This is a genomic window from Streptomyces sp. NPDC003011 (assembly GCF_053591515.1).
On record NZ_JBSFTY010000057.1, the window covers coordinates 39,872 to 64,777 of the forward strand.

The following is a 24,906-nucleotide window of genomic DNA, read 5'->3' on the forward strand; positions in this document are numbered from 1 at the left end:
CAACTCCCTCGTACGCTGCTGCCGAGTCGATCACACGGGGGCATGCGGAATGCGGTACGGCGTAGTGGTGGAAGAACTCGCGGTCGAGGTCATGGCCCAACTGCCGGACGACCGCGCCCGGCAAGAGGTGATGGCGCTCGTGGAGGCCGCACGCATGGACCCGCGGGCCTGGCCCGACGTGCGAGACCCAGGCTCCGTCGAGGAGATCCGGGAGGCGTTCGGACACCGCTGCTGGATCCACTACAAGCCGCACGCCGGCGCGATCGAGGTCCGTGACATCGGCTGGGCAGGCTGACCGACAGGCCCGTCCTGCCTACGATCGGCGCATGAGTGCGTGGAATCAGAGCTTGGACGCTGCAGGGATACGGGAGACGGACCTCCGGCAGGACTACGGCGCCCAACGGGAGTCCGTCGCGCGATTTAGACGCGCCTCGTACCTCGCGGCCCGTCTGCTGCTGCCCAAGGCGGTACTGCCCCATGTCGTGGCGGCGACAGCAGTGATGCATCACGGAGACAACCTGCTGGACACCGGCCCGAAGCCACAGCGGGCCACGGCGTGGACGTCGTGGGAACAGGAGATCCGCAAGGCGCTGGACAGCGGCGCGAGCGACGATCCGCTGATCCGTACGCTGCTGAACACCACCGCGACATACCCGCGACTCCGGGAGGTGGTGGAGGAGTACCTGTCCACCGCCACCGCCGAGTTGGAATTCGCCGGCTTCGCCACCGAGGCCGACTACCAGGCCTACCTGGACGCCTACTCGCTGCCCGCCTTCATGCTCGTCGCGTCCCTGTTGGGCCCGGAGCACGACGACGGTGCCTTCCGGGCAGCATGCCGCATGTTCATCGACGGCAGCCAGCGACTGGACTTCGTCAACGACCTCGCCGAAGACCTGACGGAAGGGCGGCTGGGCATCCCAACGGAGACGCTGGAACGCTTCTCGGTGACGGAGAAAGACCTCGCGGAGGGGCGCGAATCGCCGGCCGTACGGGAGTTGGTGGAGAACCAGATCGAGGCGGCCCGCGCCTCACTGCTGGCGGCCAAGGAACTGCCCGCCCTGACCGCGAACCCCAACGGGGTGCTGTTGGAGGCGGTCGTCGAGATCGAGCTGTTGACCGCGGACGCAGCGCTCGCGCATGGCGCACGGCTGCTGCGTGGGTCCGTATCACCGCCGGTGGTGGGATCACTGCGAGTGCTGCTGGGCGCGCGTCGAAGGGTTCGCAGGCGGCTGTAGGTTCTCAGGCCGCGTGTCATGTGCCGACGCTGTGACCTGCGGCCTTGCTCGTTGTCTCACGCCGTGTCATCCGCCATCCGTCTCAGGTTCCGTGTCATTTCCTCAGCCCTCCTGTTCGATGCGAGCCGCTGACCTGCGACATGGCATCGGCGTGAGACTGCGGCGGAGAAAATGACACGGGAATTGCGATCCCACAGCAGAGCGTTCCTGTCAGCCGGGCACGGCCTGGGCCTGGTAATACGGTGCCAGAGCTGCCCGGGAGCCATCTCCCATAGCTACTGCGATGCGCTGCATTCTGGCGCCTTTTAGGTCACCCGCCACGAAGACTCGAGGGTGCTGCTCGTCCGGAGGGCAATATCCGTCCGCACCCACGACGAGCCCGGAAATTGCGGCCGGCTTGGAGCCCAGGTTGGTGAGCACTGTGTCGACAATGAAGGTATGTGCCCCGCCGGCTGGGTGCCAGGCAGCGATTCGGAAGCCCTCAGATACGCGAGCGACGGTGACGCGGTCGACGAGGTCGAGACGCAGCCGCTGGTCGTCGGCCACCTCGTCCGTCTTGTACAGGTCGGCCCCGGGGAACAGCACGTCGAAGTGCACGTCGGCCTGTGTGTGCGCGTTCAGCCAGGTGCCCAGCGGGCGGTCCGCGCCCAGCACCACAACTCGGCGACCATTAAGCTCGTCGGCGGTTGCCCGCCACAGTGGCGGCAGCCACCTGATGTCAGGCGCATCGATCCACGGGACGTCCGCAGGCGCGAGCGTGGTCACCCCCGTGGCCACCACAACGGCAGACGCGGTCAGGACGCGGCCGTCCTCGAGGGCGACCTCGGCACCGTCGTCGTCTCCGGCCACCCGTACGGCGCGGCCGGACAACACATTGACGCGCCCCAGCTCCTGGTGCCGTGCCAAGTCGGCTGCGAGTGCCTCGGCGAGCGCCGGCCCGGTCGACCAGCCGCCCGGCACGTTCTCCATCGCACCGATCGCCTGCAGCTTCGCCCCCACCTGCTCGGCCTCGACGACCACGGTCTGCATCCGCAGACTGGACGCCATCACCGCGGCGGCGACCCCGGCCGGCCCGGCGCCGACGACGAGCAGATCTGCATCCCAGGACGTCACGCGCAAGCTCCCTCTCCAGCAGCGGGGTGGCCGAAAAACTGGTCCGCGACCTGGTCGACGGTGAGGAGTTGGCGAGCACCGATGTTGCGCCGGGCCATCAGCAGAGCCGCGTCATGCATCTCAGTGCCGCCGGTGGAAGCGCACGCATCCGTGACAATCCACGGGGTGAGGCCGGTGTGATACGCGGCTACGGCGGTGTCGTATACGCAGCTGTCGGTGTCGATGCCGCACAGCACCAGGTCCGTCCAACCGCGCTCCTCTACAACACGCGCCAGGTCCTCGGTCAGCGCGCTCGAGACGGTCTTGTCGACAACGAAGGCCGCCGAGGCGACGTACGGCTCCAACGCTTCAACCAGTGCTTGTTCCTCAGCCGTGCGCAGTCGCGTCCAGTTCGAGATCCGCTCGTACGGTGACCCGGGCACGTTGTGGAACCGGGCGAAGACCACCGGCAATCCTGCGGCACCCCACGTATCGACCAGCCGCACCACCTGTGGCACCACGTGCTCACTGTGGTCGTTGACGAAGCCGTGTTGTACGTCGACAACCACGAGCGCTGCCGTACGAGGGATCACCAAGTCCTCCAGACGAAACGGGTTCGGTCACATACTCGACTCGCGTAGGGCTTCCTGTGCCGCACGCAGCCGGTCCGGCAACTGGCTTGTTGCGAGGACCGCTTCACGCATCAGTTGGTGCTGGGCTGTCTCTTGGGGCCGTGCCGCAGTCAACCGCGAGTAAGCGCCCCGCAGCCACCGCCAGCCATACGCCTCGTCCGGCATGACTGGATCCCGGGCGGCCTCCACCTCGTCAAGGACGTACGTGCTCAAGGCCCACAGCGTCTGGACGTCAAGCTCGAGATCGACGATTGCATTCATTGGCAACGCCCGTTCGGCTGCGAGCGGGTGATAGGTCACGCCAGACCAGCCAGCCAGCCCCATCGACACTGCCCTGATGCCAAAGTCGGCCGCGTCGGGGTGGGCGTAGCCCTCGGCAAACAGGGCAAGTTCGGCCTGGTCGCCGAGACGCTGCGGACCGGCGGGATGTTCGCGGTCTACCACCACGGAAGGCGTAGTCAGGACCTGAAGAGCCGTCTCCAAGTGGGGACCTTCCCAGGGGGAGTCCCTGAGGTGGTAGGCCGACAGCACGTACGTCGCGGCGGCCTCCGTGGACGAGCCATTCTTCGCCAGGAGCTGCCGCAGCTGGTCTGTCACCCAGTCCATGTCCGTGACGTATGACTGGTATCGCCAGGTAGCCAGCTCACCGAGGCGTTCGATGGTCCGAGGCTGCACGAGATGGAAGATCGCGACGCCGCACGCGTATAGGTGCAGCCGCGACTCCGGCGCAGCGTCGGGATGCCGGGCAGGAAGTGCCCGGTGCTCTAGGCCACCGGGCCCGAGGGGACATGGCTCGGCTTCGGCGAACAGGGGCTCGACGGCTGCGCCCAGGTAGACCGGGACGAACTTGTGGCTGGTTACTCGCGCTGGCCCGAGAGGAACGGGGCCTGACGCTGAGGGCGCGAGTGGGGCTGTCGTGCGCTCATCCTCCGCCAGCACAGCCTCGAACTTGGCTACGTCCTCGGGGGCACACCGCCGCAACGCCTCGTCCAACAGTTGTGCGGTCTCTGGCATGACGTCGAGATCCCGCCCTCGGTTGCGCCACTTCTGCACGGTCGTTGGATTCACGTCCAAGTACTCGGCGTACCCCCGGATGGAAAGAGAGAGCGCCTTACCCAGGGCAGCTGCTTCACGGCCAGTCCACTTCACAACAACCGTCATTTGATCACCCCCTCTGCTGGCGCCAACAGCAGCTTACGGGGCCAGTCGTACACCAGTCATACACCAGGCACACGGCAGGGCCTCTCGCTCAACCGCCTTGATCCAGAAGCTGAATTAAGCACTCCATAAGTCCCCCTCATCTGCCCAGGGAATGGAATGACCTCAGCTTCCAACAGTCGTTGTGGCGTTGACGCGGCGTCAGTGGCATCGACTCCCCGCACGTCGGCACACGAAACGGGCCGCCCGAGGGGCGGCCCGTTCACGGAATCGATCGGCGCGTCAGGCGCTGCGCAGCACCCGGAGGTGGTCGAGGAACTCGCGGGCCTCGGGCTGGTCCTTGTGATCGCGGGCGAGGGCTCCGCCGAGGTCATCAGCAACCATGGCCAGCGACGGCAGGGACTTCCGTTCACCCCCCAGGGCCCGCATCCCGTAGGAGACAGCCTCATCGACTGCGCCCTGGCGGGCGGCGACGACACCGAGCGTGACACGGGCCTCGGCGTTACGCATGGGGGAGCGGTCGGAGCCGTCGTAGTCGACCCCAACCCGCAGAACCTCGCGGGCGAGGGTCTCGGCGAGGGCGTCTTCGCCGAGCTGCCGGTAGCAGTCCATGGCGTAGAAGTCCCACTTGGCCGGGTCGACCGTGAAGTGGTTGTCGGGGTTGGCGGGGTACGACATACCCTCCAGGAGACGTCGGCCGGAGTCGAGGGCGACCTCGACTTGGCGGCGGTCGCCAAGGCGGGCCCACGCCTTGGCCTTCTGGGCCCAGAGTTGAACGGCGACGCTGTCGTTCGGTGCTGCCGCGATGCCCTCGTCCGAGGCCGCGATGACCCCGCGGATGTCGCCCCGAGTCAGGGCGAACCAGGCCTGCATCTCGTGCGCCCAGCCGACGATTGGCGCGTGTCCGGCCTCGGAGCCCAGGGCAAGCGCGGCTTGCCGTGTCCCCTCGGCGGCCAGGCGTCCTTGGCGCCCTCCGGAGTCGTACTCCACGCAGCCAACGAGCAGGGTGAGCATGCCGGCCAGAACAAGTACCTCCCGGTGCTGGTGGAGGGTCAGGCGCTGCGACTGCATGCCGACCACCCGGGTCAGCCACGCCCGGCCTTCCGCCAGAAGCTGCCCGCTGGGCAAGTAGGCGTACTCCGAGCACAGGCGGTCCACGGTGATGGCGAGCGCGTCCATGGTGGCTTGGTCCAAGTCGGAGGCACGCAGCCTGGCCACTATGTCCACGGTGTCCATCCCGGACACGGCCTGGATTTCCGCACGGCCGTCACGCTTCGACGCCACAGGGAAGAAGGCGTGCGTCGTGGTCCCGAAGACCTGGGCGATCAACGTCTTGCGGTCACGGGGCTCGACTTCGCCGGCCTCCCACCGGCGCCACTGGCGGGCCACGGTCTTGGCGTCGGGCATGGGGTCGTCCGAGTAGGCAATCATCGCGCGCGCTGCCTCCAGCGGCGACCAACCGCGGGCCTTCCGCTCGGCCTCCATGCGCTGAGCCCAGGCCGGTCGGTCTTCGTACATCCCGTGCCCTCCTTCGCCGCAGCTGTCGCCGCGTCCCCTTGCTGTCGAGTCTGGCACGCCGCACCTGGGCGTGGCGGGGGGACAAGGGGTGGTCACTTCCGCTGCCCGCCTCTGTCCCCCTTCCCGCGCCTCAGCGCGCAGGCACACGGTGTCGATCACCACCCCCGGAAGGGAGGCTTCTACTCCATGCTCCAGCCAGCAAGCCCCAGTTGGCGACTGAGCGACACCAGCGGATCAGGTCGCCGACGCGCCTTCGTCACGGGGCCAGGCCGCGGAGTCGTCGCGCTGGACCGTGTAGGACACGGCGAACAGATCGGCGGGCATGCTCGTCTCGTTCACCTCGGCAACCAGGTAGCTCCCGTCTTGACGGGTCACCCGCGCCTCGCGAGTAACGACCAGCACAGCCGCTGTCGGCGCGATGGCCAGCCGATCTTGTTCGTCCATGTTCGCCAGACGAGCCGACACGGTTTCGTGCCACTCCAGCGGGGCGCCGTAGTGCTCTTCGATTCGGTCGTAGATGCCGCCGGGACCCGTCTCCGACCCGCCGACTACGGGAATCTCGGCGACGACCTGAAGCGAGATGTAGCTGATCGCCACCTGCAGCGCCTGGTCGGAGTCAGCTGGTCCCATGTCGCGGTCGCGGATCAGCACGTTCTCACCGCGAGCGACGCCGAGCAGGTCGGCGACGTGGTCGGGCGCCGGGTCGATTCGGTGCCTCGGCTGGCTCACGGCGCGCCAGTTCTGGGCGTTCTTGTCGAAGAAGTAGCCGATCTCATCTCGGTACACGGTGCGATCACGGACTACGGCACGGTCGCGCGGACGCTCCCGAACGAAAGCGCCCTGCCGACGCACAACGTGGAGGAGTCCCGAGGTCGCGAGCGCCTGGATGGCGTTGTGGGCTGTCTGCTTCGACACGCCGTGGTCCTTCGCGATGCTCTCCACGCTGGGCAGACGCCTCTCCGAGTTGTCTGCGTAGTCGCCTGCCTCGATCTTGGCGCGCACGCTTTCCGCAACGCGTCTGTAGGCGGCGGCGTCTGCCATGCCTTATCCCTCTCTTCCATCTTCCGGGGTCGTATCCTAGACCACGGCGCTCTGGTTGGTATAGCATCTCGACATCAAGCGGAACGGCCCCGAGCCGGCGGTGTGGGTGCACCAACGACTCGGGGCCTGCGAACCAAACCCTTTCCGTCTCGTCAAAGCCGAAGGGTCGTGGTCCTTGTGACCGATGCTATCGGTGCGCCTCTGGCACGGCGCACACCCACTTACAACGATTCCACGCTGGCAGCGTCTACGGCGGTTCTTCACCGTCCCGGGCGGATGCGCGTGGACTTCCTCGACGACTACGGCCCGAACAGCAAGAGCCTGGACGTCGTCGCCCACGGCACCGAGGTGACCGCGACCGGTTCCGTGACCACGTTGTCCGTGACCGGCCCGGGCCACGAGCCTCGTGCGAGCGTCCTGCTCACCGGTATGAACGGCGAGTCGGCGACGTGCCTGATCGGTGCCGAGCACTACGGGGCCGTCTCCGATTTCCTCTTCGAGGGTCAGCCGGTGCGGCTGCGCGGGACGGTTCGGCGCCCGCTGAAGGACATGCCCGCGGTCATCGAGACGATCGAGGTCCGCGAGATGCGGTCCGGCTCGCGCAGCGAGCACGAAGCCACGGCCGACAGCGCCCCGCAGGCTCCGACCGTCAGCGGCACGGGCCGGCTGTCGCTCGTGACCGGCACCGGCGCTCCGGCGGTCGTGCTGGACGCCGACGAGGTACGCGACGCGCTCGGTGACGCCCTGGCCAGCTGGTACGTGGCCGGACTGCGGGCGGGTTCGGACTCCACGCCCGTCATGAAGATCACGCTGGAGCCCCTCGGTGCTCAGGACGGGCCGATGCGGCGTCCGCTGCGGAGTTTCCAGGTCTCGGCCGGACAGGTCGCCGACCTGACCGGGAAGGTGCGGGGCTCCGACACGGAGTCGGCCGCTGCACTGCGCGCTGTCGAGGGGGAGCAGTGACCGCGAACACGACCACGAAGACGACGAGCACGGTCGGCGAGGCCGTGGCGGACGCCTACGCCGCCGTCGCGCGGCTCCACGAAGCGCTCAAGGAGAACCCGGCGGCCACCGGCCGCGAACTCGCCGCGCACATCGCGTCGGTGGGCGGCACCGACTCCCACGACGCGGGCCTGCTCGGCGAGATCCTCTCCGCCCTCGACATCCTGCACACCAGCCCGGTGGTGCGGCTCCGGGGCGACAACGCCCCGCTGAGCACTGCGGGCCGCGACTTCGTTCAGGACGGCCTGCTGCACGTCACCGAGGAGCTCGGTCCGCGTGTACGGGAGGCACTGTCCGCCACCGCGTACGCGGCCACCGGCCTGGTCCCGCAGACCGACTTCCGCACCACGTTCCACCTCAACGACGACGAGAACCACTGACCCGAGGTGCCGCCCCGCCCGGGGCGGCACCCACCCCCAGGAAGGAGGCACTGACGATGAACACCACCACCACTCGGGTCAGTTCGGTGCCGCGTGAGACGGTCTTCGACCGGATGGCGTGGACCGGCAGTGACCACCTCGTCTCCGCGCGGAGCGCCGGGCCGGCCGGTACGTCGGGCGGTGAGCGCTGATGCCGAGCGCTGCGGCTACGGCCACCACCCCGCCCCCGCCCCTCACTCCTCCGCTCCCGGCGCCCGCCAAGGGCGCGGGGAGCCCGGCGGCGAGCCGGGCGGTGGAGCCCATCAGCGTCGCGGCGGTCATGTTCGTCCTCGTCACGGCACTCCTCATCGCGATCGCCTCACTGATCGACGTGCTGATCAATGGATGGCTGAGCGCCTTCGCGCATCTCGCTTGGGCGGCCGGCGTGTTCGTCACCGTCGGACTGCTCCTCGGCCTGGTCGTGTCGATGGTCTCCCAGCTCCGTCGCACCCACGCCGCCAGCACAGCCCCCACCGCCGTGCCCTGAGCCTGCGGCTCCCGAGGAACAGCGCCACGCACCGCACCGCCCGGAAGCACCGGGCGGCACAACCTCAGCCAGTCCGGCCGAACCCACGAAGGGACCCCAATGATCCGCAGGATCCGCGACGCGGTCGTCGAAGTCACCGGTCACCGCGCCATGACCCGCGGCATCGACCAGGCCATCGCCAATGGCGACAGGGAGGCGGCAGCCTCGTTCACGTCCGGCACCGGAACGCTCCGGGCGGCGCTCACCCGCAAGGGGAACGAGACCCGGGGCGCCGAGGTCGCCGAGTACGGCAAGCGCGTGGTGAACGCCGACGGACACGGACAGCGCGTCCACCGTCTCGGCCACCGCGACTCCTGACGGTCGTCCTAGCACTCCCCGCGCCCTGAGCCTGTGGCTCCCGAGGAACAGCGCCACGCACCGCACCGCCCGGAAGGACCGGGCGGCACCCACACCAGGAAGGAGGTCCGTACGTGAAGCTCATCGACAAGCTGTGGAACCGGCACCTGGCCCGCCGCAACTACTACAAGGAGCTCCGGGCCGTCGACAGCTCGCTGCTCGCACTGTCGGAGGAAGACGGCCTCGGCCGCGTGCAGTACCTGCGCGAACTCGCCAAGCACGAGCAGATCATGTCGGGCCTGCACCCCCAGGGCTGGCCGCACCGGGCGGCCGGTCGCGAGGACAAGGACGGCCACATCCGCTCCGGCGTCCACGCCAGGCGGGCGCGCCTGTACCTCCTGCTCGCCTTCGCCGAAGACGGCACGTTCAGCCCGGTGGTGGCCACCGGCGAGTACGAGTACGCCATCGAGCCGGTCCTCACCAAGCTCACGCGCCTGAGCAACGGCGAAGACGTCGTGGGCGACACGCGCAGCACCGTGCTGTCGAAGGCGGCTCTGCTGAACGAGCTGTGGATGGCCGCCCGGCCGTGGATCGGTGAGGCAGCCGCCGAAGCCGTCTTCGCCGTGCAGCGTGCCCTGCTCGTCTCCGCAACCGAGCGACAGCGGCCGCCGCGGTCGACGGCCTCCGCGGGGCCGGTCCTGCACAAGACCCCGACCGGTCCCATCTCCACCTGACCCGCCAGCCGCCCGGCCCGTGCTGGGCGGCCCCGATACCAGCCACCGCAGACGAAAGGACCAACGGACGGTGACCACCCACCTGGACCAGACGGCCGGCCGCCAGCAGGCGGTCGAAGCTCGCAGCTCAGCGCTTGGTGCTCTGGGCGGCTGGACCCCCGAGGACAGCTCCGGTCCCGGAGTGGCCCTGCCCTTCGCGGTGCTCGCCGTCGCCGGTGAGATCGGCGCGACGCGTGAGGTCCTCGAGCGGTCCGGCGACGACCGGGTCGAACAGGAACTGACCGTGGTGCGCGGCGAGATAGCCCGTACCGACACCAAGGCGTCGATCCTCCTCGCCAGTGTCGCGATCGTCGCCGGACCGCTCGCCGAGCAGGCTGGCACGGTACTGCGTCAGCCCTGGCCCGTCTCCGCCCTTGCCGGGCTGGCCGCCCTGCTGGTCGGCATCGCTACCTGGCTCCTGCTCGACGTCGTTCTGCCCCGCCTCACCGGCAGCAGCAACGCGAACTTCCTGCACTACGCCCGCTGCAGCCGCGACGAACTGAGCCTCGCCCTCGGCCCGGACGCCGACCGGCACGGCGAACTGATCGTCCTGTCCGGCATCACCGAGGCCAAGTTCCGACGACTGGCCCTCGCCGGGCTCCTGCTCAAGGGCGCCGGACTGCTGTTCGTCGTCACCGCCGCTCTCGCGCTCACCGTCTGAAAGGACCCCCACTCACCATGGCCGCACGCAACAGCCGCTCCAACACCCGCAGCCGGGGTGCTGCCGGGCAGAAGACGGCTGCCACGGCACCCGACGAGTTGGTCAAGGAGGCACAGCAGAAGGCGAGCCGCATCATCTCCGACGCCGAGGAGCAGGCGAAGGCACACCTGGCCCAGGCCGAGCAGGAGACAGAGAAGACCGTCCAGGAACTGCTCGACGAGGCCCAGCAGAACGCCAACGCCCTGCGCGCCGACGCGGAATCCTCCGCTCAGGAGGTCCTCACTGGCGCGCGTACCCAGGCAGACGAACTGCTGGACGGGGCCCGTGCACAGGCGGAGAGTCTGCGCGCCGAAGCGGCCGACGCGGCAGAGAGCGCCCAGAAGACAGCCCGCGAGACCGCCGAAGCCCATCTGGCCGAGGCACGTCGGGAGGCGGACGAACTCCTTGCTGCCGCCCGGCGTGAGGCTGACAACCTCCGGGACGCGGCTAGCCGGGAGGCCGAACGGCTGGTGGCGACCGCGCGGCGCCGGGCGGAGGAGTTCGGCGCCGAGGCCGAGCAGGTACTCGCCCGGGCCCGCAGCGATGCCGAGCAGCTTCGTGCCGACGCCGCGGCTGACTCCGAGCGGGTGCGCACCGCGGCCGCCGGTGACGCCGAGCGGGCCCACCAGGAGGTTGTGCGCAGTCGCGGCGAGGCCGAGCGGATCCACTCCGAGGCCACCGGGCAGGCGGAGGCGATCCGCACCCGTGCAGAAGCCGCCGCTGAGGAGATCCGCAGCCGCGCCCATCAGGAAGCGGAACGTGTACGTCAGCTCGCCACCACAGAAGCGGAATCCGAGCGTCGCGCCGGGAAGGAGGCTCGTAGCCGGGCCACCGAGCTCGCCCAGGGGTACCTCGACCAGGCTGCGGCAACGTCCCGGGGACTCCAGGAGCAGGCCCAGCAGGAACTGAACGCGGCAACGCAGGTCAGGCTGGAAGCCGAGGAGACCAAGACGCGAGCCGACGCGCTCATGCGGCAGGCCGACCAGAAGATGGCCGACGCCCTCAGCCCCACCGTCCTCAAACTGAAGGAGAAGCAGCTCAAGCGCGAGGACAAGGACGCTCGCCGCAAGGAGCGCCTCGAGCGCCGCAAGTCCGGAGAGAACCAGGTCACCTGGGTCCACGCCGCCCTCATCGGCATCATCCTCTTCGGCGCGGCCGCCATCGGCGGCATCGGCTTCACCGGCTCCTACACCGCCGTACGCGAACTCGCCGAGCAGAAGGGATTCGGCGGCTTCTCCAAGTGGCTGCCCATCGGAGTCGACGCCGGCATCGTCGTGCTGTTCGCCTTCGACTTGCTCCTCACCTGGCGGCGCATGCCGTTCCCCCTGCTGCGCCAGGCGGCCTGGGGCCTGACGGTCGCGACCGTCTGGTTCAACGCCAGCGCCTCCTGGGGCGACCCGGTGGCCGTCGGCATGCACACCGTCATGCCGATGCTCTTCGTCCTCGCGACTGAAGGCGGCCGGCACGCCGTGGCCCACATCGCCAAGATCAGCAGCGGGCAGCACATCGAGGCGGTCGGCATGGACCGCTGGTTGCTGGCCTTCCCCTCCACGGCCTTCCTCGTGCGGCGGATGCGGATCTGGCAGATCCGCAAGTTGGACGAGGCGCTGAAGCAGGAGCAGGAGCGGCGGGTCTACATCCAGGAACTCAAGCAGCGCCACCCCGGCAAGTTCGGCAAGTGGCGGCGGGAGGCAACCGCAGAGGAACTGCGTCCACTGATCCTGGCCCGGTATGGCATCCCGGTCTCTCAGACGCTTGCCGAGCAGTCCAAGTCCGACACCACGGCTGGCGCACCATCAAGGTCCAGTTCCGGCGGCGAGACCCAGACCAGGTCCAGGCGGCGTGGGTCCAGGCGAGCACACAAGTCCGGCGAGACCACTGGGACCGAGTCCAACGAGACCAAGTCCAGCGAGACCGATCAGACCACCGAGACCACCGAGACCAAGTCCAACGGGACCAACGAGACCACCGAGACCAGGTCTAACAAGACCACCGAGACCAGGTCTGGCGAGTCCAACGAGACCAGCAACAGCCAGGACAAGGTCGGGTCTGGTGAGACCGATGAGACCGAGACTCCCAAGGTCACGAGCCTGGGCGACGCGCAAGCCGAGATCCAGGCGCTGCTGGACCTCATGTGGGAGCGGGGCAGCGCTGACTCCGTGAAGCTCGGGTCCAAGAACAACCCGGGCGAGGCGGTGGAACTCACCGGCCGTCCCCACTCCACTGCAGCCCTGCGCCTCAAGCTCGCACGCGAGTACTTCAACAGCGGGCGCCGCCACGTGATCGAGACCACCGGCGAGACCGAGACCACCGCTGCCACGGGCACCGACAACTGACCGACATCTGGACCAAGGAGAGCTACATGACCGCGATCAACGGCACCGAGTACGAGTGGACGGCGACCACGGCGAACGATGCCGTGACCGCACTGGATTGTGCGACGCAGCTGGTCTACGCCCACCTGCGGACCGCCTTCCCGAACGGCGGGCTCAGGACGTCGACCCAGAAGGCGGTGGAGCTTCCGCTGACGATCCGCCTCGACCTCAAGAGCCTCGTCGAACTCACCAACGCGGGACCCGGCGCCGACGAGAACCCCGGCGGCGACTCCAACCTCACGTCCGAGAGCGCCTCCCAGACCGCGACCAACCCGTCCGACCATCCGCGCGACAACTACACAACGTGATGTAAAGCCGGGGTTGTCAACGTCAACGTCAAGCAGCGGACTTGACGAAGACACCCCCGAATCCCGGCTCAGCCCCAGGAAAAGGGCCCTTTCATCAGGCCAATTGACGTTGACATCCGCGCTTGACGTTGACGTTGACAACCCAGCTTGACATCACGGCGAACACGAACAGTAACGACCGGATCTGACCCGCCCGAGTGGAGGAAGCACCCCGTGACCACCCCCAGCTACGACATGCAGCCCCCCGGCGCCACGGCCACCGCCGTGCCGCAGGCGTCTGCGCAGCCGCAGGCCCCGGCTGCGGGTGGGGGCGGAACACAGCGCACCACCCGCCGCCGCTCCACCGCGAGCGACGACAGCCTCGCCGGGATCCTGATCCCCGGAGGCGTGCTGGTCGGCATGATCAGCCTGTGCTGGCTGATCCACACGTTCGGCCTGCAGATAGTGATCTTCGCGGTGCTCGCCGCCGCTGCCGCCGCGACCACCGCGCTCGTCCTGAAGGGCCGCCGGGCCGCCTCACGCGCCCGCAGCCGGAGGAACGGAGGCGCCGGCCGGTCCAACGGCGGCGCCGGACCAGGACGCGGAGGCCGGTCGGGCGGCGGCACCGGGGCCGGAGGGTCGCGCCGGTCCGGCAGCGGTGCCGGCGCGGGCCGCTCCGGCAGTGGCCGGGGCTCCGGCGGAACCGGCAAGGGCCGCGGCTCCGGCGGGCTCGGCTCGGGCGGGCTCGGCTCGGGCGGCAGCCGCCGACCGGGAGCGCTGAACCGTTCCGGCGCCGGGCTCGGCTCCACCGGGCGCGGGCGCGGGGGCGGCTCTGGCGCCCTGGGCGGCGGCGGATCTCGGAACCCCGCCGGAAAGGGCGGGGGGAAGAAGATGTCCCCGGCCGGCCTGGGCGGAAAGACGCCGCGGAACACGTTGGCCGGCACGAAGGGGCCAAGCACCTCCGGAATGCGGGGCGGCCTGTTCGGCGGGGCCAAGGGCGGCGGCCTGCCGGGCGGCCCGAAGTCGTCCGGCAAGGGGAAGGGCGCGGGGGGGCTCGCGCCGAAGGGCGGCAAGCACCGCAAGCCGGGAGCATCCGGCGGCGCCTCCTCGCCGAGCATCCTCGGCCGGATCCTGCGCCGGAAGAAGAGCGGAAGCGGAGCCGGCGGCGGCAGCCCGACCTCGCCGAAGCGGAAGACGCCGAAGACCCCTACGACACCGAAGAAGGGCCCTGCCACCCCGAAGAAGAAGGCGCCGAAGGTCGGCAAGGGCGCTCCCGGCTCACCCAAGGCCAAGGGCCCCAAGGGCAAGAAGGGCGGGAAGGCGCCCGCGTCGCCGAAGGCCAAGAAGAAGGGCAAGGGAAAGAAGGCGGGCGGCGGGCCCAGCCCGTGGAAGCACCCGCTTCCGGCCCGGGGCGGCCGGAGGATCAGCACCTTCATCCGCCGTCACACCAACCCCCGGCTGTGGCGGGGCATGCGTCGCGTCGGCTCGCCGTTCCGTACGGCCTGGCGGGCGGCGAACCGGATCGGGCAGCCTCTGGCGGCCCGGTTCATCCGCCGCGCCACCAGCATGATCACCGGCCTGCACGTGGTCCTGGGCAGTGTCCGGCTGTCCACGGCAGGCCCGAACTGGCTGCGGCCCATGGCCCGCGTCCTGTTCTGGTGCACCACCCCGCTGGCCCGGGTCGTCGCGGCGTCGCGGAGCTGGGGCTGGCTGAACCGATGGATGTACCGCAACGCCACCGCGATCCCTGGCGTCTCGCCCGCCACCCCGAGGCGTGTCGCCGTCGTGGCGGCCGGGACGCCCGGCGGCGGAGGCATCCCCGGCGGTACGCACAACCCCGTTGCCTCTCCGGCAGGAGCGAAAGGAACCACCGTGGGCACTGTTGTCCCCTACGCCACCAATCCCATGCTGCATGCGATGCCGCTGGTGTACGCGGCTCAGGCCATCCAGGACGCCGGTGTGGCGTTCGCCAGCGCGCCGGCGGACTCCATGCGCGGCTACGAGGCGGTCATCGAGAACCTGCCGCCCGTCAACCTTGCGCTGATGTACGTGCTGAACGAGACCGCCACGACCACGGAGGAAGCCTTCAAGGTCGACCCGATCATCCCGGACCAGCTGCGCACCATCGCCCGGGCCTGCATGGACATGGGCAACTTCGTGCACGCAGTGCACCACGACCTGTACCGCTCGGTGCACAGCGAGCAGATCGAGAACTTCGAACAGCCCACCTGGCAGGGCGAGAAGTGGGACATCAGCGCGCACTGGGGCCACATCTTCGGCTGGACGCCAGGGGCCTGGCACAACCCCATGGCGTACGCGATGCCGCTGCTGGCGGCGACGGCCGCGACGGTCGACGCCGGCCGCATGATCCGGATGAACCCGTCGAACGACATGTTCGGCTACGAGGCGGTTATCGAGAACCTGCCGCTCGTCACCTCCGCGCTCGAGGGCCTGCTGAGGCAGGTGGCCGACGTGACCGAGACGGAGTTCAAAGTCCACGAAATCGTCCCGGCCGCCTACCGCGATGCCGCCATGCAGTACCAGTTCATCGGCGTCGCAGTGCAGCAGCTGCACCGGATGTACCGCACCATCCACGCCGAGCAGATCGACAACATCGAGAATCCCGACCCCCGTGCCGCGAAGTGGGACTCCTCCCGCAACCGCGTGTAGCCCCGCCCCGATTTCCCGCCCTCAAGCTGAAGGAGTTTTGACCCCCATGGCACGCAAGGACGCCAAGGACGAACGTGACGAACTGGCGGTTCCCTGGAGGCACGGCGTGGTCGCCACGCCCCTGTACACCTCCGGGTTCATCTACCTCGGCGGTCTGGGCGCGGGAGTCATCGAGGACCTGGGGCATGACATGCCTCTGGACATGCTGATGCTCGGCTCGGTCGGCGGCGTGGTCTCCGCAGCCGTCAGCCGGTTCGTCCGCACCCGTAACCTGCCCGACGGCAACCTGCGCAGCACGGCCGCCCGCTGGTATCACACGCTGTTCACCGGGGCGTGGAGCGCCGGCACGGCGGCCTGGCTCAACTGGGTGTCCCACGGCACTCCGTGGACGCTCGCCTCCGCGTCCGCTCTCGCCGCCGCGACGGTCGTCGCAACCCCCCTGTACGGCCTCGACCGGTGGATGCGCGCCCCGGAGATCGCCGCGAAGTGGGCGGCCGAGGAGGCAGAGCTCAACAAGCCGCTACACGACTGGGAGGAGCTGTTCGCGGCGGTCGGCGGCCGGGGCGTGCAGGTCGTGAAGAAGGAGAAGACGAGCTACGGCTATCGGCTGATCCTGCGGCTGACCGAAGTCGACTACAACGGGCTGCTGCCGCTGCTGCCCCGGCTGGAGATGCGCAAGGGCGACCTGCGGGAGGGCTCGCTGACCCTCAAGCGCGGCGAGATGGCATCCGAGGCATTCCTGGAGGTGTCCACCCGCAATGTGCTCGCGGAGCTGGTCACCCTTGAGGCGGGCCACGACCCCATCACCATCAATGAGCCCCTGACGCTGGGCATGCTGGAGAGCGGCGAGCCGTTCGAGATCCTGCTGCGCCAGAACTCGGTGTTCATCTGCGGCAAGAAGGGCTCCGGCAAGTCGGTAGCCCTGCACGTGCTGATCTCCCTGCTGGTGCGGTGCGTCGACTGCGTCATCTGGATGGTCGACATGGCCGGCGGCAACACCGCCAAGCGGTGGCTGCGGCCGTGGGTCGAGCAGTGGAAGGACTCCAAGGGACGACTCATCGACCGGCCGATCATCGACTGGGTGGCCATCACCGAAGACGAGGCCGTGCGCATGTACAACGCGGCGTTCGACGTCGGTATCGACCGGGCCAAGCGCATGCGCGGCGGCAAGATCGTCCCGAAGCGGGAGAGGCCCGCAATCATCGTGATCAGCGAAGAGGGCTCCGACCTGATGGCGTGGAGCCCCGCAGCGATCAAGCCCAAGACCCGCGGTGTGAAGCAGGGCCGCAAAGCCGCGGTCGACTACGTCGACGTCGCGCAGCGCGGCACCGGCCCCAACACTGGTGGCGGCGAAATTGAAAGCCAGTACGACACCGTCATCGGCATGAAGTTCAACAAGCGCGGCGAAACCCAGCACGTCTTCCCGGACTACTACCACCAGATCAACCTGGCCGCGCTGCCCGGCAACGGCGCCTTCTACGCCAAGACGTCGACCATGGAACCAGGCGAGCAGCCCACCAAGGGGAGGATCGCGTTCGTCAACGACGACGAGGACAGCGCGGACATCGAGGACCTGTCGGTGGCCCGCTGGGACATCCGGCCTGACCTCGACCCCGAGGCCGTCGCCGCCGCCGAGAAGTGGGGCTATGCCGACCGGTGGTCGGACCCGGAGCGCATCGGCTGGCTCATGGACGCCTACGGCCTGGACGTGCCCGCCACCACGGCCTCGCGCACCGCCTCCAACGGCGCCTCACCCCAGGCCGGTGGTCACAACCCCGGACAGCCTGCGGCGCCCGGCATGCCCTCGGGCCCGGCCACGCTCGGTCCGCTGCCGTCGATGGACCATTACCGCCAGGCCTTCCGCGACTCGCCTCCTGGGCCGGACGGCGACAAGGGCAGTGGCACCCCGGCCGTTTCCCCCGTCGGCGGCGCGGGTGGGGACGAGAACGCGAAGGATCCAGCCGTCGAGGAGGCCATCGCCGACGCGCTCCAGAAGTTTGAAGACATCGCTCGGCAGGCGGGGGAGAACCACGAGCAGAGCGTCAAGGCCGATCCGAAGAAGCGTCAGCACCCCCGGTACGACGAAGTCATTGCCATGGTCCGCGATGCGGGACCGGACGGCGTGAGCATCAACGACTGCATCAACCGGCTGCGCGCCCGCCACGCGGACGAGCGGCCCCCAACCCGTCAGGCCATCGACGGCTGGTTCACCTCCCACGAGAACATCGACCAGCCCGGCGGCAAGAGGACCCCCTACGTGTGGGTCGGCCCCGACACCGCACAGGACTCCGCCGACGCTCCCGACGACAGCAGCGCCGGAAGCGACGACCTGACGGCGAGGGTCAACCTCGTGCTGCCCCGGGCCTTTGCCCTCCTCTCCGAGCTGGAGCAGGTATCGGCCGACGACCTGGCCAACCGCCTCGGCATCGACGTGGCCACCGCGAACGGGGTGCTGATGGTCCTGCACTCCGCCGGATTCGTCGGCGCACCCCGCTCCGACGGCTCGTTCCCCGTCACCAGCAGGCAGCAGCAGACCGAGCCGAAGCGTCCGGAGACCACCCCGACGCCCGGCCCGACGCCGGCCCCGCGCCCCGAGCAGCCGGAGCCGAAAGCCGACGTCGCGGACCACACCGCGTCCTCGCTCGACCTCCTCACGCGCGGGGCCCCCAGCAAGGCGCGCAGCGCCGCCAACGACGCCGTGGTCGCCTCACTGGCGAACGTCTTCGCCGAGTTCAAAGTCGACGCCGCGGTCACCGGCTTCACGCGCGGGCCGACGGTCACGCGCTACGAGGTCGAGCTCGGGCCCGCCGTGAAGGTTGAGCGGATCACCGCGCTGGCCAAGAACATCGCGTACGCCGTCGCCAGCCCGGACGTGCGGATCATCAGCCCGATCCCCGGCAAGTCGGCGGTCGGCATCGAGATCCCGAACACCGACCGCGAGATGGTCAACCTCGGCGACGTGCTGCGGCTCGCCCAGGACGCCGAGGACGACCACCCGTTGCTGGTCGCACTCGGCAAGGACGTCGAGGGCGGCTACGTCATGGCCAACCTGGCGAAGATGCCGCACATCCTCGTCGCCGGGGCCACCGGCTCGGGCAAGTCGTCCTGCATCAACTGCCTGATCACCTCGATCATGGTCCGGACGACCCCCGAGGACGTCCGCATGGTCCTCGTCGACCCCAAGCGCGTCGAGCTGACCGCCTACGAGGGCATCCCGCACCTGATCACGCCCATCATCACCAACCCCAAGCGGGCCGCCGAGGCACTCCAGTGGGTCGTACGCGAGATGGACCTGCGCTACGACGACCTGGCGGCGTACGGCTTCCGGCACATCGACGACTTCAACGCAGCCGTACGCAGCGGCAAGGTGAAGGCACCGGCCGGCAGCGAGCGGGCTCTCCAGCCCTACCCGTACCTGCTGGTGATCGTCGACGAGCTCGCCGACCTCATGATGGTCGCCCCGCGCGACGTCGAGGACGCCATCGTGCGGATCACGCAGCTCGCGCGCGCGGCCGGTATCCACCTGGTGCTCGCCACCCAGCGCCCGTCCGTCGACGTCGTCACCGGCCTCATCAAGGCGAACGTGCCCTCCCGGCTCGCCTTCGCCACCGCATCGCTCGCCGACAGCCGCGTCATCCTCGACCAGCCGGGCGCGGAGAAGCTGATCGGCCAGGGCGACGCGCTGTTCCTCCCGATGGGAGCGAGCACGCCCGCCCGTATGCAGGGCGCCTTCGTGACCGAGGAGGAGATCGCGGCCGTCGTCGAGCACTGCAAGAACCAGATGACCACCGTCTTCCGGGACGACGTCACCGTGGGCACCAAGCAGAAGAAGGAGATCCACGAGGAGATCGACGAGGACATCGAACTGCTCTGCCAGGCCACCGAGCTGGTGGTCTCCACACAGTTCGGGTCCACGTCCATGCTCCAGCGCAAACTGCGCGTCGGCTTCGCCAAGGCGGGCCACCTGATGGACGTGATGGAGTCCCGCGGCATCGTCGGCCCCGCCGACGGCTCCAAGGCCCGCGACGTTCTGATCCGCCCCGAAGAACTGGACGCCCTCCTCGCCGAACTGCGCGGGGAGTGACCAACGTGGCCATTCAGCCGTCCCGCCGCCAAGCCCCCGCACGGCGGCGGGACGGGCACCCTGACACCCCCAGCACCCCACCCCTGAACACATCCACCAGCCCCCGGAGACCCTGACCGTGTCCAACCTGCCGAAGAGGTACCAGCGCTACGTCCAGGCGGAACCCCAAGAGCCGTCCGCGCCCCTCGTCCCCGCCCCCCACGGGTACGACGTCGCCCGGCACGACGACACCGAGACCGCGGTGCAGCCGCACCACGTGTACGGCGGCGACGTCACCCCCCGATACCGCATGCCCCTCGCCCAGGCCCCCCTCACGGGGCCCGTCGAGACCTACGACGAACGCGACCCGGTCGTCTGGGTGGACGACGCTTACGGCCGGAGCGTCCCGATGCGCAAGAGCATGGCTCCGCCGCCCGTCCAGCCGACCCCGCCGCGTGACCTCAGCCCTCAGCCCCTGGTCGTCTTCGATCCGAAGGCCCAGCGCATCGCCGCGAGCGGCGTCTGCGCGGCCGGAGTGGGCTGGGGTGCCGGCCAGTTCTTCAGCGCTGCCGCAGCGGGGGGCACCGGCGTCCTGTTCTGGATCATCTTCGGGGCGGTCCTGCTGCGCTCGGCGCCCGCCGCGCTCGGCCGCACGGTCGAGCACCACGAGCACCACAGTCACGTCCACAACACCAACCGCTGGTGGGGCAGGTCGAACACCACCACCCACCACGGACGCTGAGGAGGAACCTCGTGCTTTCCGATCCGCTCCAGCTGAGCGACATCACCGACGAGTCCATCGACGCCGTCGTCTGGCCGCTGTACTGGCTCGACGAGGCCATGCTGTTGCTCGGCGGTCACATCGACGCGCACACGGCCGGCCAGCGGGTAGCCGGCGACTCCCGGTTCTCCCGATTCCGCACACAGCCCTGCGCGCTCACACTGCGCTGGGCCGTGTTCGACCGGCACACCGCCGACTGCGACGGCGTACTCCTTGACGACAACGGCAGCGCGTACGACCCCGCCGACGGTCCGCCGCACAACCCGGTCGGCGAGCTCCTCCCGGAGGAGTGCTCGTGCCTCAGGGACATCGGCGAGCACACCGGTGACGACAAGTTCCCGCGCCTGGTGCTCTCCCAGACTCCCGGCGCTGTTCCCGTGACTGTCGCGTACTGGAAGCAGACGGACTGGCAGGACTGCGATCCCGCCTGCGGCTGCAACTCCGGCCGGTACGACGTCCGTCACGAGGACCTCTTCGCATTCGTCCGGGCACTGAACCTGCCCGGCCATGACCCGGACGCCCTGGACGTGGAGTCGGCCTGGGCGGAACCGGCCGGCGACTCGACCGCCGCGATGTTCCCGCTGGAGAGCGTCCGCACTACTGCGGGCAGCGCCCCGGGTGCGGCGCGTTGATGGCCGCTCCCACAGCGCCGGGTTCCCGCACGAGTGCCGGGTTGATTACGGGTTGCATAGACAACGCGATTTCGTTACCTTCGTCTCCGTGCCGAGCGGGTCCGGTCGCGGGCCTGCTTCCGGCACGAGTCCCCCAAGTTGCCAAAAGGGAGTTTCGCGTGAGCGACAGGGCCCCGGATGAACCGGAGCGCAACTGGGTCGTGTGGACTGTGGTCCTCTGATGGCGGCCCCGACCGGGCGGCGGCACCGCCAGCGCACCGCGCAGCGGCGTGCACCGGTCCGTCGCCCGCGCGCGCGACGAATAGGGCGAGGCGAGCGGCTGTTCATCTGCGTCCTCGGCGCGGTCATGACTGCGGTACTGGTCGGAGCCGCCCTCGACTACCTACGCTCCCACCCGCTCGTGCTGGCCGGACTCATACTCGGTCTTGCCGTTCTCGGCCTGATGGCGGCGCTGCTGCCGCGCAGACAGCGGGAAGGACGCCGGGGCCGCGCTGGCTGGCGGACGCGAGGTGGCTTCCCGGCGACAATCGCGCAGTGGCGGGCCCTGCCTCCCAGCGGGCCGGGCAGCTTCGAGCACCACATCGCTGAACTGTGCCGCCGCGACGGATGCACCGACATCGTGGAGTGCGGAGGCGCCGAGGACCGTGCGGGCGACGTCCGCGTCCGCCTCCCGGACGGGCGCCGCTTCCTGCTGCAGTGCAAGCGGTTCCAGGCATCCAACAAGGTCGCCTCCCAAACGCTGTACGAGGTCAAGGGCACCTATGCCAGCCACCCACACCACTGCGCCGCTGCCGCAGTGGTGACCACGAGCGACTTCACCCGAAGCGGGATCGCGTGGAACGAGGGCTTGGACGCCGAGGAGCGGCTTGTTCTATTCGCCGCCGACGACCTGCTTGTCTGGGCGCGAGGCGGACCGCCACCCTGGGAGCGGCGATCGTGACGGCGGGTACCAGGGCAGTTGCCGGGAGCAACGCCCGTAGTTTTTCGACAGCAGAGTCGGCCGACCAGTCGGTTTCCGGCCCTCCACGGATGATCTACAGTCGTCGCGCAGTGGCATCGACTGCGCCCGACGCCCCTACTCCGGCGGCCGCGCCCGGCCGGGTGGTGTACCAAGAGACCGTCACAGAGCGAGGAGAGAGCAGATGACTGACGAGGCGCCGGCGCAAGCACAGGGCGACCCGCTGCCGCTCTCCAAGAGGCTCAAGCTGCTCCTTGACCAGCGGGCCGCGCGGGAGGGAAGAAAACCCGCCAGCACCTACAAGCTCGCTGCCGCGCTGGAAGAGCAGGAGCGGCGAGCAGGCCGGTGGGAGCCCACCCCGAAGAAGCAGGAGTTCGTCAGCCCTCAGTACCTGGGGATGCTCCTTCGCGGTGAGCAGGACGATCCCCGCCGGAGCATTCTGGTCGCCCTTGCCGAGTACTTCGGATGCACACTCGATGACCTGGCAGCGCCGACACGTGACCAGGCGGACCTGCTCGAGCGTCTGCGCCGGGTGGGGCTGGAAGACATCGGCATGCGCGCGGCGAAGCCGCTGGCAGCGCTGGGGCCTGAGGACCGCGAGACTCTGCGCAGGATGCTCGACGCGGTGGAGCGGGACGAGCAGTAGAGGTCCGGCGGCGTCCGTCCGCCGGATCTCATCGCGGTTGCGGCCCACCTAGCCGACCGGCACAGGAGCCGGGGCCGTCTCCCACCGGACCGTGGCGGCGGCGACCGCGAAGCCGGGGCCGAATCCGAGCACGAGCCCCCGTGCCCCATGGGGCGGGGGATCATCATGGGTGCGCGCCAGGACGGCCAGGACGGCGACACCGCCAAGGTTTCCTTCTTCGCGAAGACTTGCCCAGCTGTGCCGGGTCACCTTCGCCTTGTCGTCGAGTTCGGGATCCTGGTCGACGCCCAAGCCCCGCTCGGCGTCGTTGATGATGCGCGGCCCGCCGGGGTGGAGCACCGTGAACTCCACCTCCCCGAAGTTCTGCCGGGTCAGGTAGCGGCGCAGCTCCGGCATCACATCGTTGATCGCGGCCGTGGCCGACCTCTCGGAGTCGAAGTGGAGCCCGGCCGCATCAAGGCGGCCGGCGTAACGGCTGCGGCTGTCCGGCAGGAGGTACTCCCAGGTGCTCTCGACGCGCAGGCCCGGGCCGAGCGGCGTGTCGGTGACCAGGCAGGCGCCGGCGGAGTCCCCGAACAACGTCTTGTAGATCATCGACTCCTTGGTGGTGTCACGGTGGTTGTAGACCGTACTGAGCATCTCCGCGACGACCACGAGGACGGTGCTGCCGGGGTGGGCGGCGAGATGGTCGGCGGCTTTCACCAGGGCCTGGGCGCCACCGGCACATCCCAAGGTGCTCATCGGTATGCGCCGCACATCCGGCCGCAGCCCGAGCGTCTCGATGAGGTGAACGTCCAGGCCTGGCACCGTCCATGACGTCGTGTGTGACGTGACGATGCAGTCGATGTCCTGCGGATCGGTGCCCGTCTCGGCCAGTGTCTGCCGCGCAGCTCTGACGGCGAGGACGGAGGACTCGGTGAAGGCGATCCGGTTGCGTTCGGTGATGGAGGCCTCGCCGCCGATCGACGGATCCCGCAGCGGCCGGCTGAAGCGGCGGGCGGCGACCTGCGTGCTGCGGGCGATACGCAGCCCAACGGCGAGATGCGGCAGGTCGGGATGGGCCTCGGCGATATCAGTGCAGATCTCGTCCGTGGTGACGTGGTGTGGCGGCAACGCGATGGCGGGCCGGGTGACGTGCGCGGAGGGCACGGGCAGCTCCGATGCTGGCAGGGGCGGGTGATGGTCAATCAGCTGCGCAAGTCGCGCTGCGGGGGGAACGTGTACCGCGCAGGGGCGGTTCCGGGGACGGATTCAGGGGCCAGTCGTACCGCGGTGCTCAGCACCTGCAAGAGCTGCGGTGGCTCGCTGACGGTGTCGAGGTAGCGGTACTCGGTGGCGGTGAGGACGGCGAGACGTTCCCACAGGCCCAGTCCGGGGCGGCGTTCACGCAGCAGCACCCGGGAGGCCTCGTCGACGTCAAGGCCCTGCGTGTGCAGGTCGTGGATGCGGTCGCGCACTCCGGCGACGTACTCCATATAGGTGCGGACCTCCTTCGGCCCGACCAGCGGTCCGTGCCCGGGGACGACCACGCCCGGGTTGAGATCGAGGATCTGCTGGCAGGCCGTGATGACGCCGTCGAGCGGCCCGGCCCAGTGGACTGGCACGTCGCCGATGAACAGCACGTCGCCCGCGCAGACGAGCCCGCTGTCCGGGACGTGCACGATGAGATCGCCCACCGTGTGCGCCGGGCCCACCTCGATCAGCTCGACGGTCAGCTCGCCCACCGGCACTTCCAACCGGCCGGTGAACGTCCGCGTCGGCGGGGTGAGGCGAAGACCCCGGAAGTCGTACCGGCCGAAATGAGCCAGCAGGTAACGCCCGATCAGGTCGTCCTCGCGGCACCGGTCAAGGAGGGCCTCCAGCTGATCAGGTCCGGGCTCGACGCAGAGATGACGCAGATTGGCGTCGGTGCTGATGATTTCGGCGCCGGGGAACTCCCCGTTGCCGTAGCTGTGATCGCCATTGGCATGCGTGTTGACCACGGTAGATATCTCCGCCGAGGGCGGCAGCACCTGGTACGCGGCTGACTTCAGCAAATGTGTCAGCTGAGCCGTATACGGAGTATCCACGAGGAGCGCGGCGGAACCGGACGTGATGAGGG

General features: G+C 69.3%; 23 protein-coding genes and 1 pseudogene. 17 read left to right on the top strand and 7 right to left on the bottom strand.

From position 1 onward, the window contains the following. The first annotated feature begins 49 nt into the window (after nt 1-49). Nucleotides 50-295 carry a hypothetical protein gene (locus tag ACWD0J_RS27190; protein ID WP_451498472.1) on the top strand — a complete coding sequence of 82 codons (246 nt, stop codon included), beginning with the start codon at nt 50-52 and terminating at the stop codon, nt 293-295. A gap of 31 nt (nt 296-326) precedes the next feature. Continuing rightward, the gene (locus tag ACWD0J_RS27195; RefSeq protein WP_451498473.1) at nt 327-1,235 is read left to right on the top strand and encodes a squalene/phytoene synthase family protein; all 909 of its coding nucleotides are present in this window, start codon (nt 327-329) and stop codon (nt 1,233-1,235) included. 210 nt (nt 1,236-1,445) lie between these two features. Here the strand turns inward: ACWD0J_RS27195 and ACWD0J_RS27200 are convergent, their stop codons facing one another. The 5 genes from ACWD0J_RS27200 to ACWD0J_RS27220 form a co-directional block, all read right to left on the bottom strand. Continuing rightward, nucleotides 1,446-2,348: an FAD/NAD(P)-binding protein gene (locus tag ACWD0J_RS27200; protein WP_451498474.1), complete on the bottom strand. Its 903-nt coding sequence runs from the start codon at nt 2,346-2,348 to the stop codon at nt 1,446-1,448. Beyond that, nucleotides 2,345-2,896 carry an isochorismatase family cysteine hydrolase gene (locus ACWD0J_RS27205; protein ID WP_451498475.1) on the bottom strand — a complete coding sequence of 184 codons (552 nt, stop codon included), beginning with the start codon at nt 2,894-2,896 and terminating at the stop codon, nt 2,345-2,347. Before ACWD0J_RS27205 ends, ACWD0J_RS27200 begins: the two co-directional genes overlap by 4 nt. A gap of 51 nt (nt 2,897-2,947) precedes the next feature. Continuing rightward, nucleotides 2,948-4,120, bottom strand: a complete 1,173-nt coding sequence (locus ACWD0J_RS27210; protein ID WP_451498476.1) for a helix-turn-helix domain-containing protein — start codon at nt 4,118-4,120, stop codon at nt 2,948-2,950. A 279-nt stretch (nt 4,121-4,399) separates the two neighbouring features. After that, nucleotides 4,400-5,635, bottom strand: coding sequence for an XRE family transcriptional regulator (locus ACWD0J_RS27215; protein ID WP_451498477.1), 1,236 nt, complete (start codon nt 5,633-5,635; stop codon nt 4,400-4,402). A gap of 234 nt (nt 5,636-5,869) precedes the next feature. Further along, the gene (locus ACWD0J_RS27220; protein ID WP_451498478.1) at nt 5,870-6,676 is read right to left on the bottom strand and encodes a GntR family transcriptional regulator; all 807 of its coding nucleotides are present in this window, start codon (nt 6,674-6,676) and stop codon (nt 5,870-5,872) included. Between the two features lie 276 nt (nt 6,677-6,952). Between ACWD0J_RS27220 and ACWD0J_RS27225 the strand changes: the two genes are divergently transcribed. From ACWD0J_RS27225 to ACWD0J_RS27295, 15 genes and pseudogenes are all read left to right on the top strand, one after another. After that, nucleotides 6,953-7,639: a hypothetical protein gene (locus ACWD0J_RS27225; RefSeq protein ID WP_451498479.1), complete on the top strand. Its 687-nt coding sequence runs from the start codon at nt 6,953-6,955 to the stop codon at nt 7,637-7,639. Further along, nucleotides 7,636-8,058 (top strand): hypothetical protein, encoded by a 423-nt coding sequence (locus tag ACWD0J_RS27230; protein WP_451498480.1) that lies wholly within the window; start codon nt 7,636-7,638, stop codon nt 8,056-8,058. Before ACWD0J_RS27225 ends, ACWD0J_RS27230 begins: the two co-directional genes overlap by 4 nt. A 56-nt stretch (nt 8,059-8,114) precedes the next feature. Then, nucleotides 8,115-8,249, top strand: a complete 135-nt coding sequence (locus tag ACWD0J_RS27235; RefSeq protein WP_451498481.1) for a hypothetical protein — start codon at nt 8,115-8,117, stop codon at nt 8,247-8,249. Then, the gene (locus tag ACWD0J_RS27240) at nt 8,249-8,584 is read left to right on the top strand and encodes a hypothetical protein (protein WP_451498482.1); all 336 of its coding nucleotides are present in this window, start codon (nt 8,249-8,251) and stop codon (nt 8,582-8,584) included. Before ACWD0J_RS27235 ends, ACWD0J_RS27240 begins: the two co-directional genes overlap by 1 nt. 99 nt (nt 8,585-8,683) lie before the next feature. Beyond that, nucleotides 8,684-8,941, top strand: coding sequence for a hypothetical protein (locus tag ACWD0J_RS27245; RefSeq protein WP_451498483.1), 258 nt, complete (start codon nt 8,684-8,686; stop codon nt 8,939-8,941). Nucleotides 8,942-9,054: 113 nt separating this feature from the next. Beyond that, the gene (locus ACWD0J_RS27250; protein ID WP_451498484.1) at nt 9,055-9,654 is read left to right on the top strand and encodes a hypothetical protein; all 600 of its coding nucleotides are present in this window, start codon (nt 9,055-9,057) and stop codon (nt 9,652-9,654) included. Between the two features lie 70 nt (nt 9,655-9,724). Beyond that, nucleotides 9,725-10,354 (top strand): Pycsar system effector family protein, encoded by a 630-nt coding sequence (locus ACWD0J_RS27255; RefSeq protein WP_451498485.1) that lies wholly within the window; start codon nt 9,725-9,727, stop codon nt 10,352-10,354. 17 nt (nt 10,355-10,371) lie between these two features. Next, nucleotides 10,372-12,729: a DUF2637 domain-containing protein gene (locus ACWD0J_RS27260; RefSeq protein WP_451498486.1), complete on the top strand. Its 2,358-nt coding sequence runs from the start codon at nt 10,372-10,374 to the stop codon at nt 12,727-12,729. A gap of 26 nt (nt 12,730-12,755) precedes the next feature. Continuing rightward, complete coding sequence (locus ACWD0J_RS27265) at nt 12,756-13,076, top strand: hypothetical protein (protein WP_451498487.1); 321 nt, start codon at nt 12,756-12,758, stop codon at nt 13,074-13,076. Nucleotides 13,077-13,289: 213 nt separating this feature from the next. Further along, entirely contained in the window at nt 13,290-15,725 is a 2,436-nt protein-coding gene (locus ACWD0J_RS27270; protein ID WP_451498488.1) for a hypothetical protein, read from the top strand. Nucleotides 15,726-18,360: 2,635 nt separating this feature from the next. Beyond that, nucleotides 18,361-19,809: pseudogene (locus ACWD0J_RS27275) on the top strand (DNA translocase FtsK); the annotation flags it as partial. 118 nt (nt 19,810-19,927) lie between these two features. After that, nucleotides 19,928-20,530, top strand: a complete 603-nt coding sequence (locus ACWD0J_RS27280; RefSeq protein WP_451498489.1) for a hypothetical protein — start codon at nt 19,928-19,930, stop codon at nt 20,528-20,530. Nucleotides 20,531-20,541: 11 nt separating this feature from the next. After that, nucleotides 20,542-21,201: a hypothetical protein gene (locus ACWD0J_RS27285; protein ID WP_451498490.1), complete on the top strand. Its 660-nt coding sequence runs from the start codon at nt 20,542-20,544 to the stop codon at nt 21,199-21,201. Nucleotides 21,202-21,547: 346 nt separating this feature from the next. Next, nucleotides 21,548-22,141 (top strand): restriction endonuclease, encoded by a 594-nt coding sequence (locus ACWD0J_RS27290; protein ID WP_451498491.1) that lies wholly within the window; start codon nt 21,548-21,550, stop codon nt 22,139-22,141. 202 nt (nt 22,142-22,343) lie between these two features. After that, on the top strand, nt 22,344-22,805 hold the full coding sequence (locus ACWD0J_RS27295; protein WP_451498492.1) for a helix-turn-helix domain-containing protein: 462 nt from the start codon (nt 22,344-22,346) through the stop codon (nt 22,803-22,805). A gap of 48 nt (nt 22,806-22,853) precedes the next feature. Here ACWD0J_RS27295 and ACWD0J_RS27300 read toward each other — a convergent pair whose 3' ends face one another. Beyond that, nucleotides 22,854-23,954, bottom strand: a complete 1,101-nt coding sequence (locus ACWD0J_RS27300) for a PhlD (RefSeq protein WP_451498493.1) — start codon at nt 23,952-23,954, stop codon at nt 22,854-22,856. Nucleotides 23,955-23,992: 38 nt separating this feature from the next. Then, nucleotides 23,993-24,906, bottom strand: a 914-nt coding sequence (locus ACWD0J_RS27305; RefSeq protein WP_451498494.1) for an MBL fold metallo-hydrolase, incomplete at its 5' end; no start/stop codon positions are given.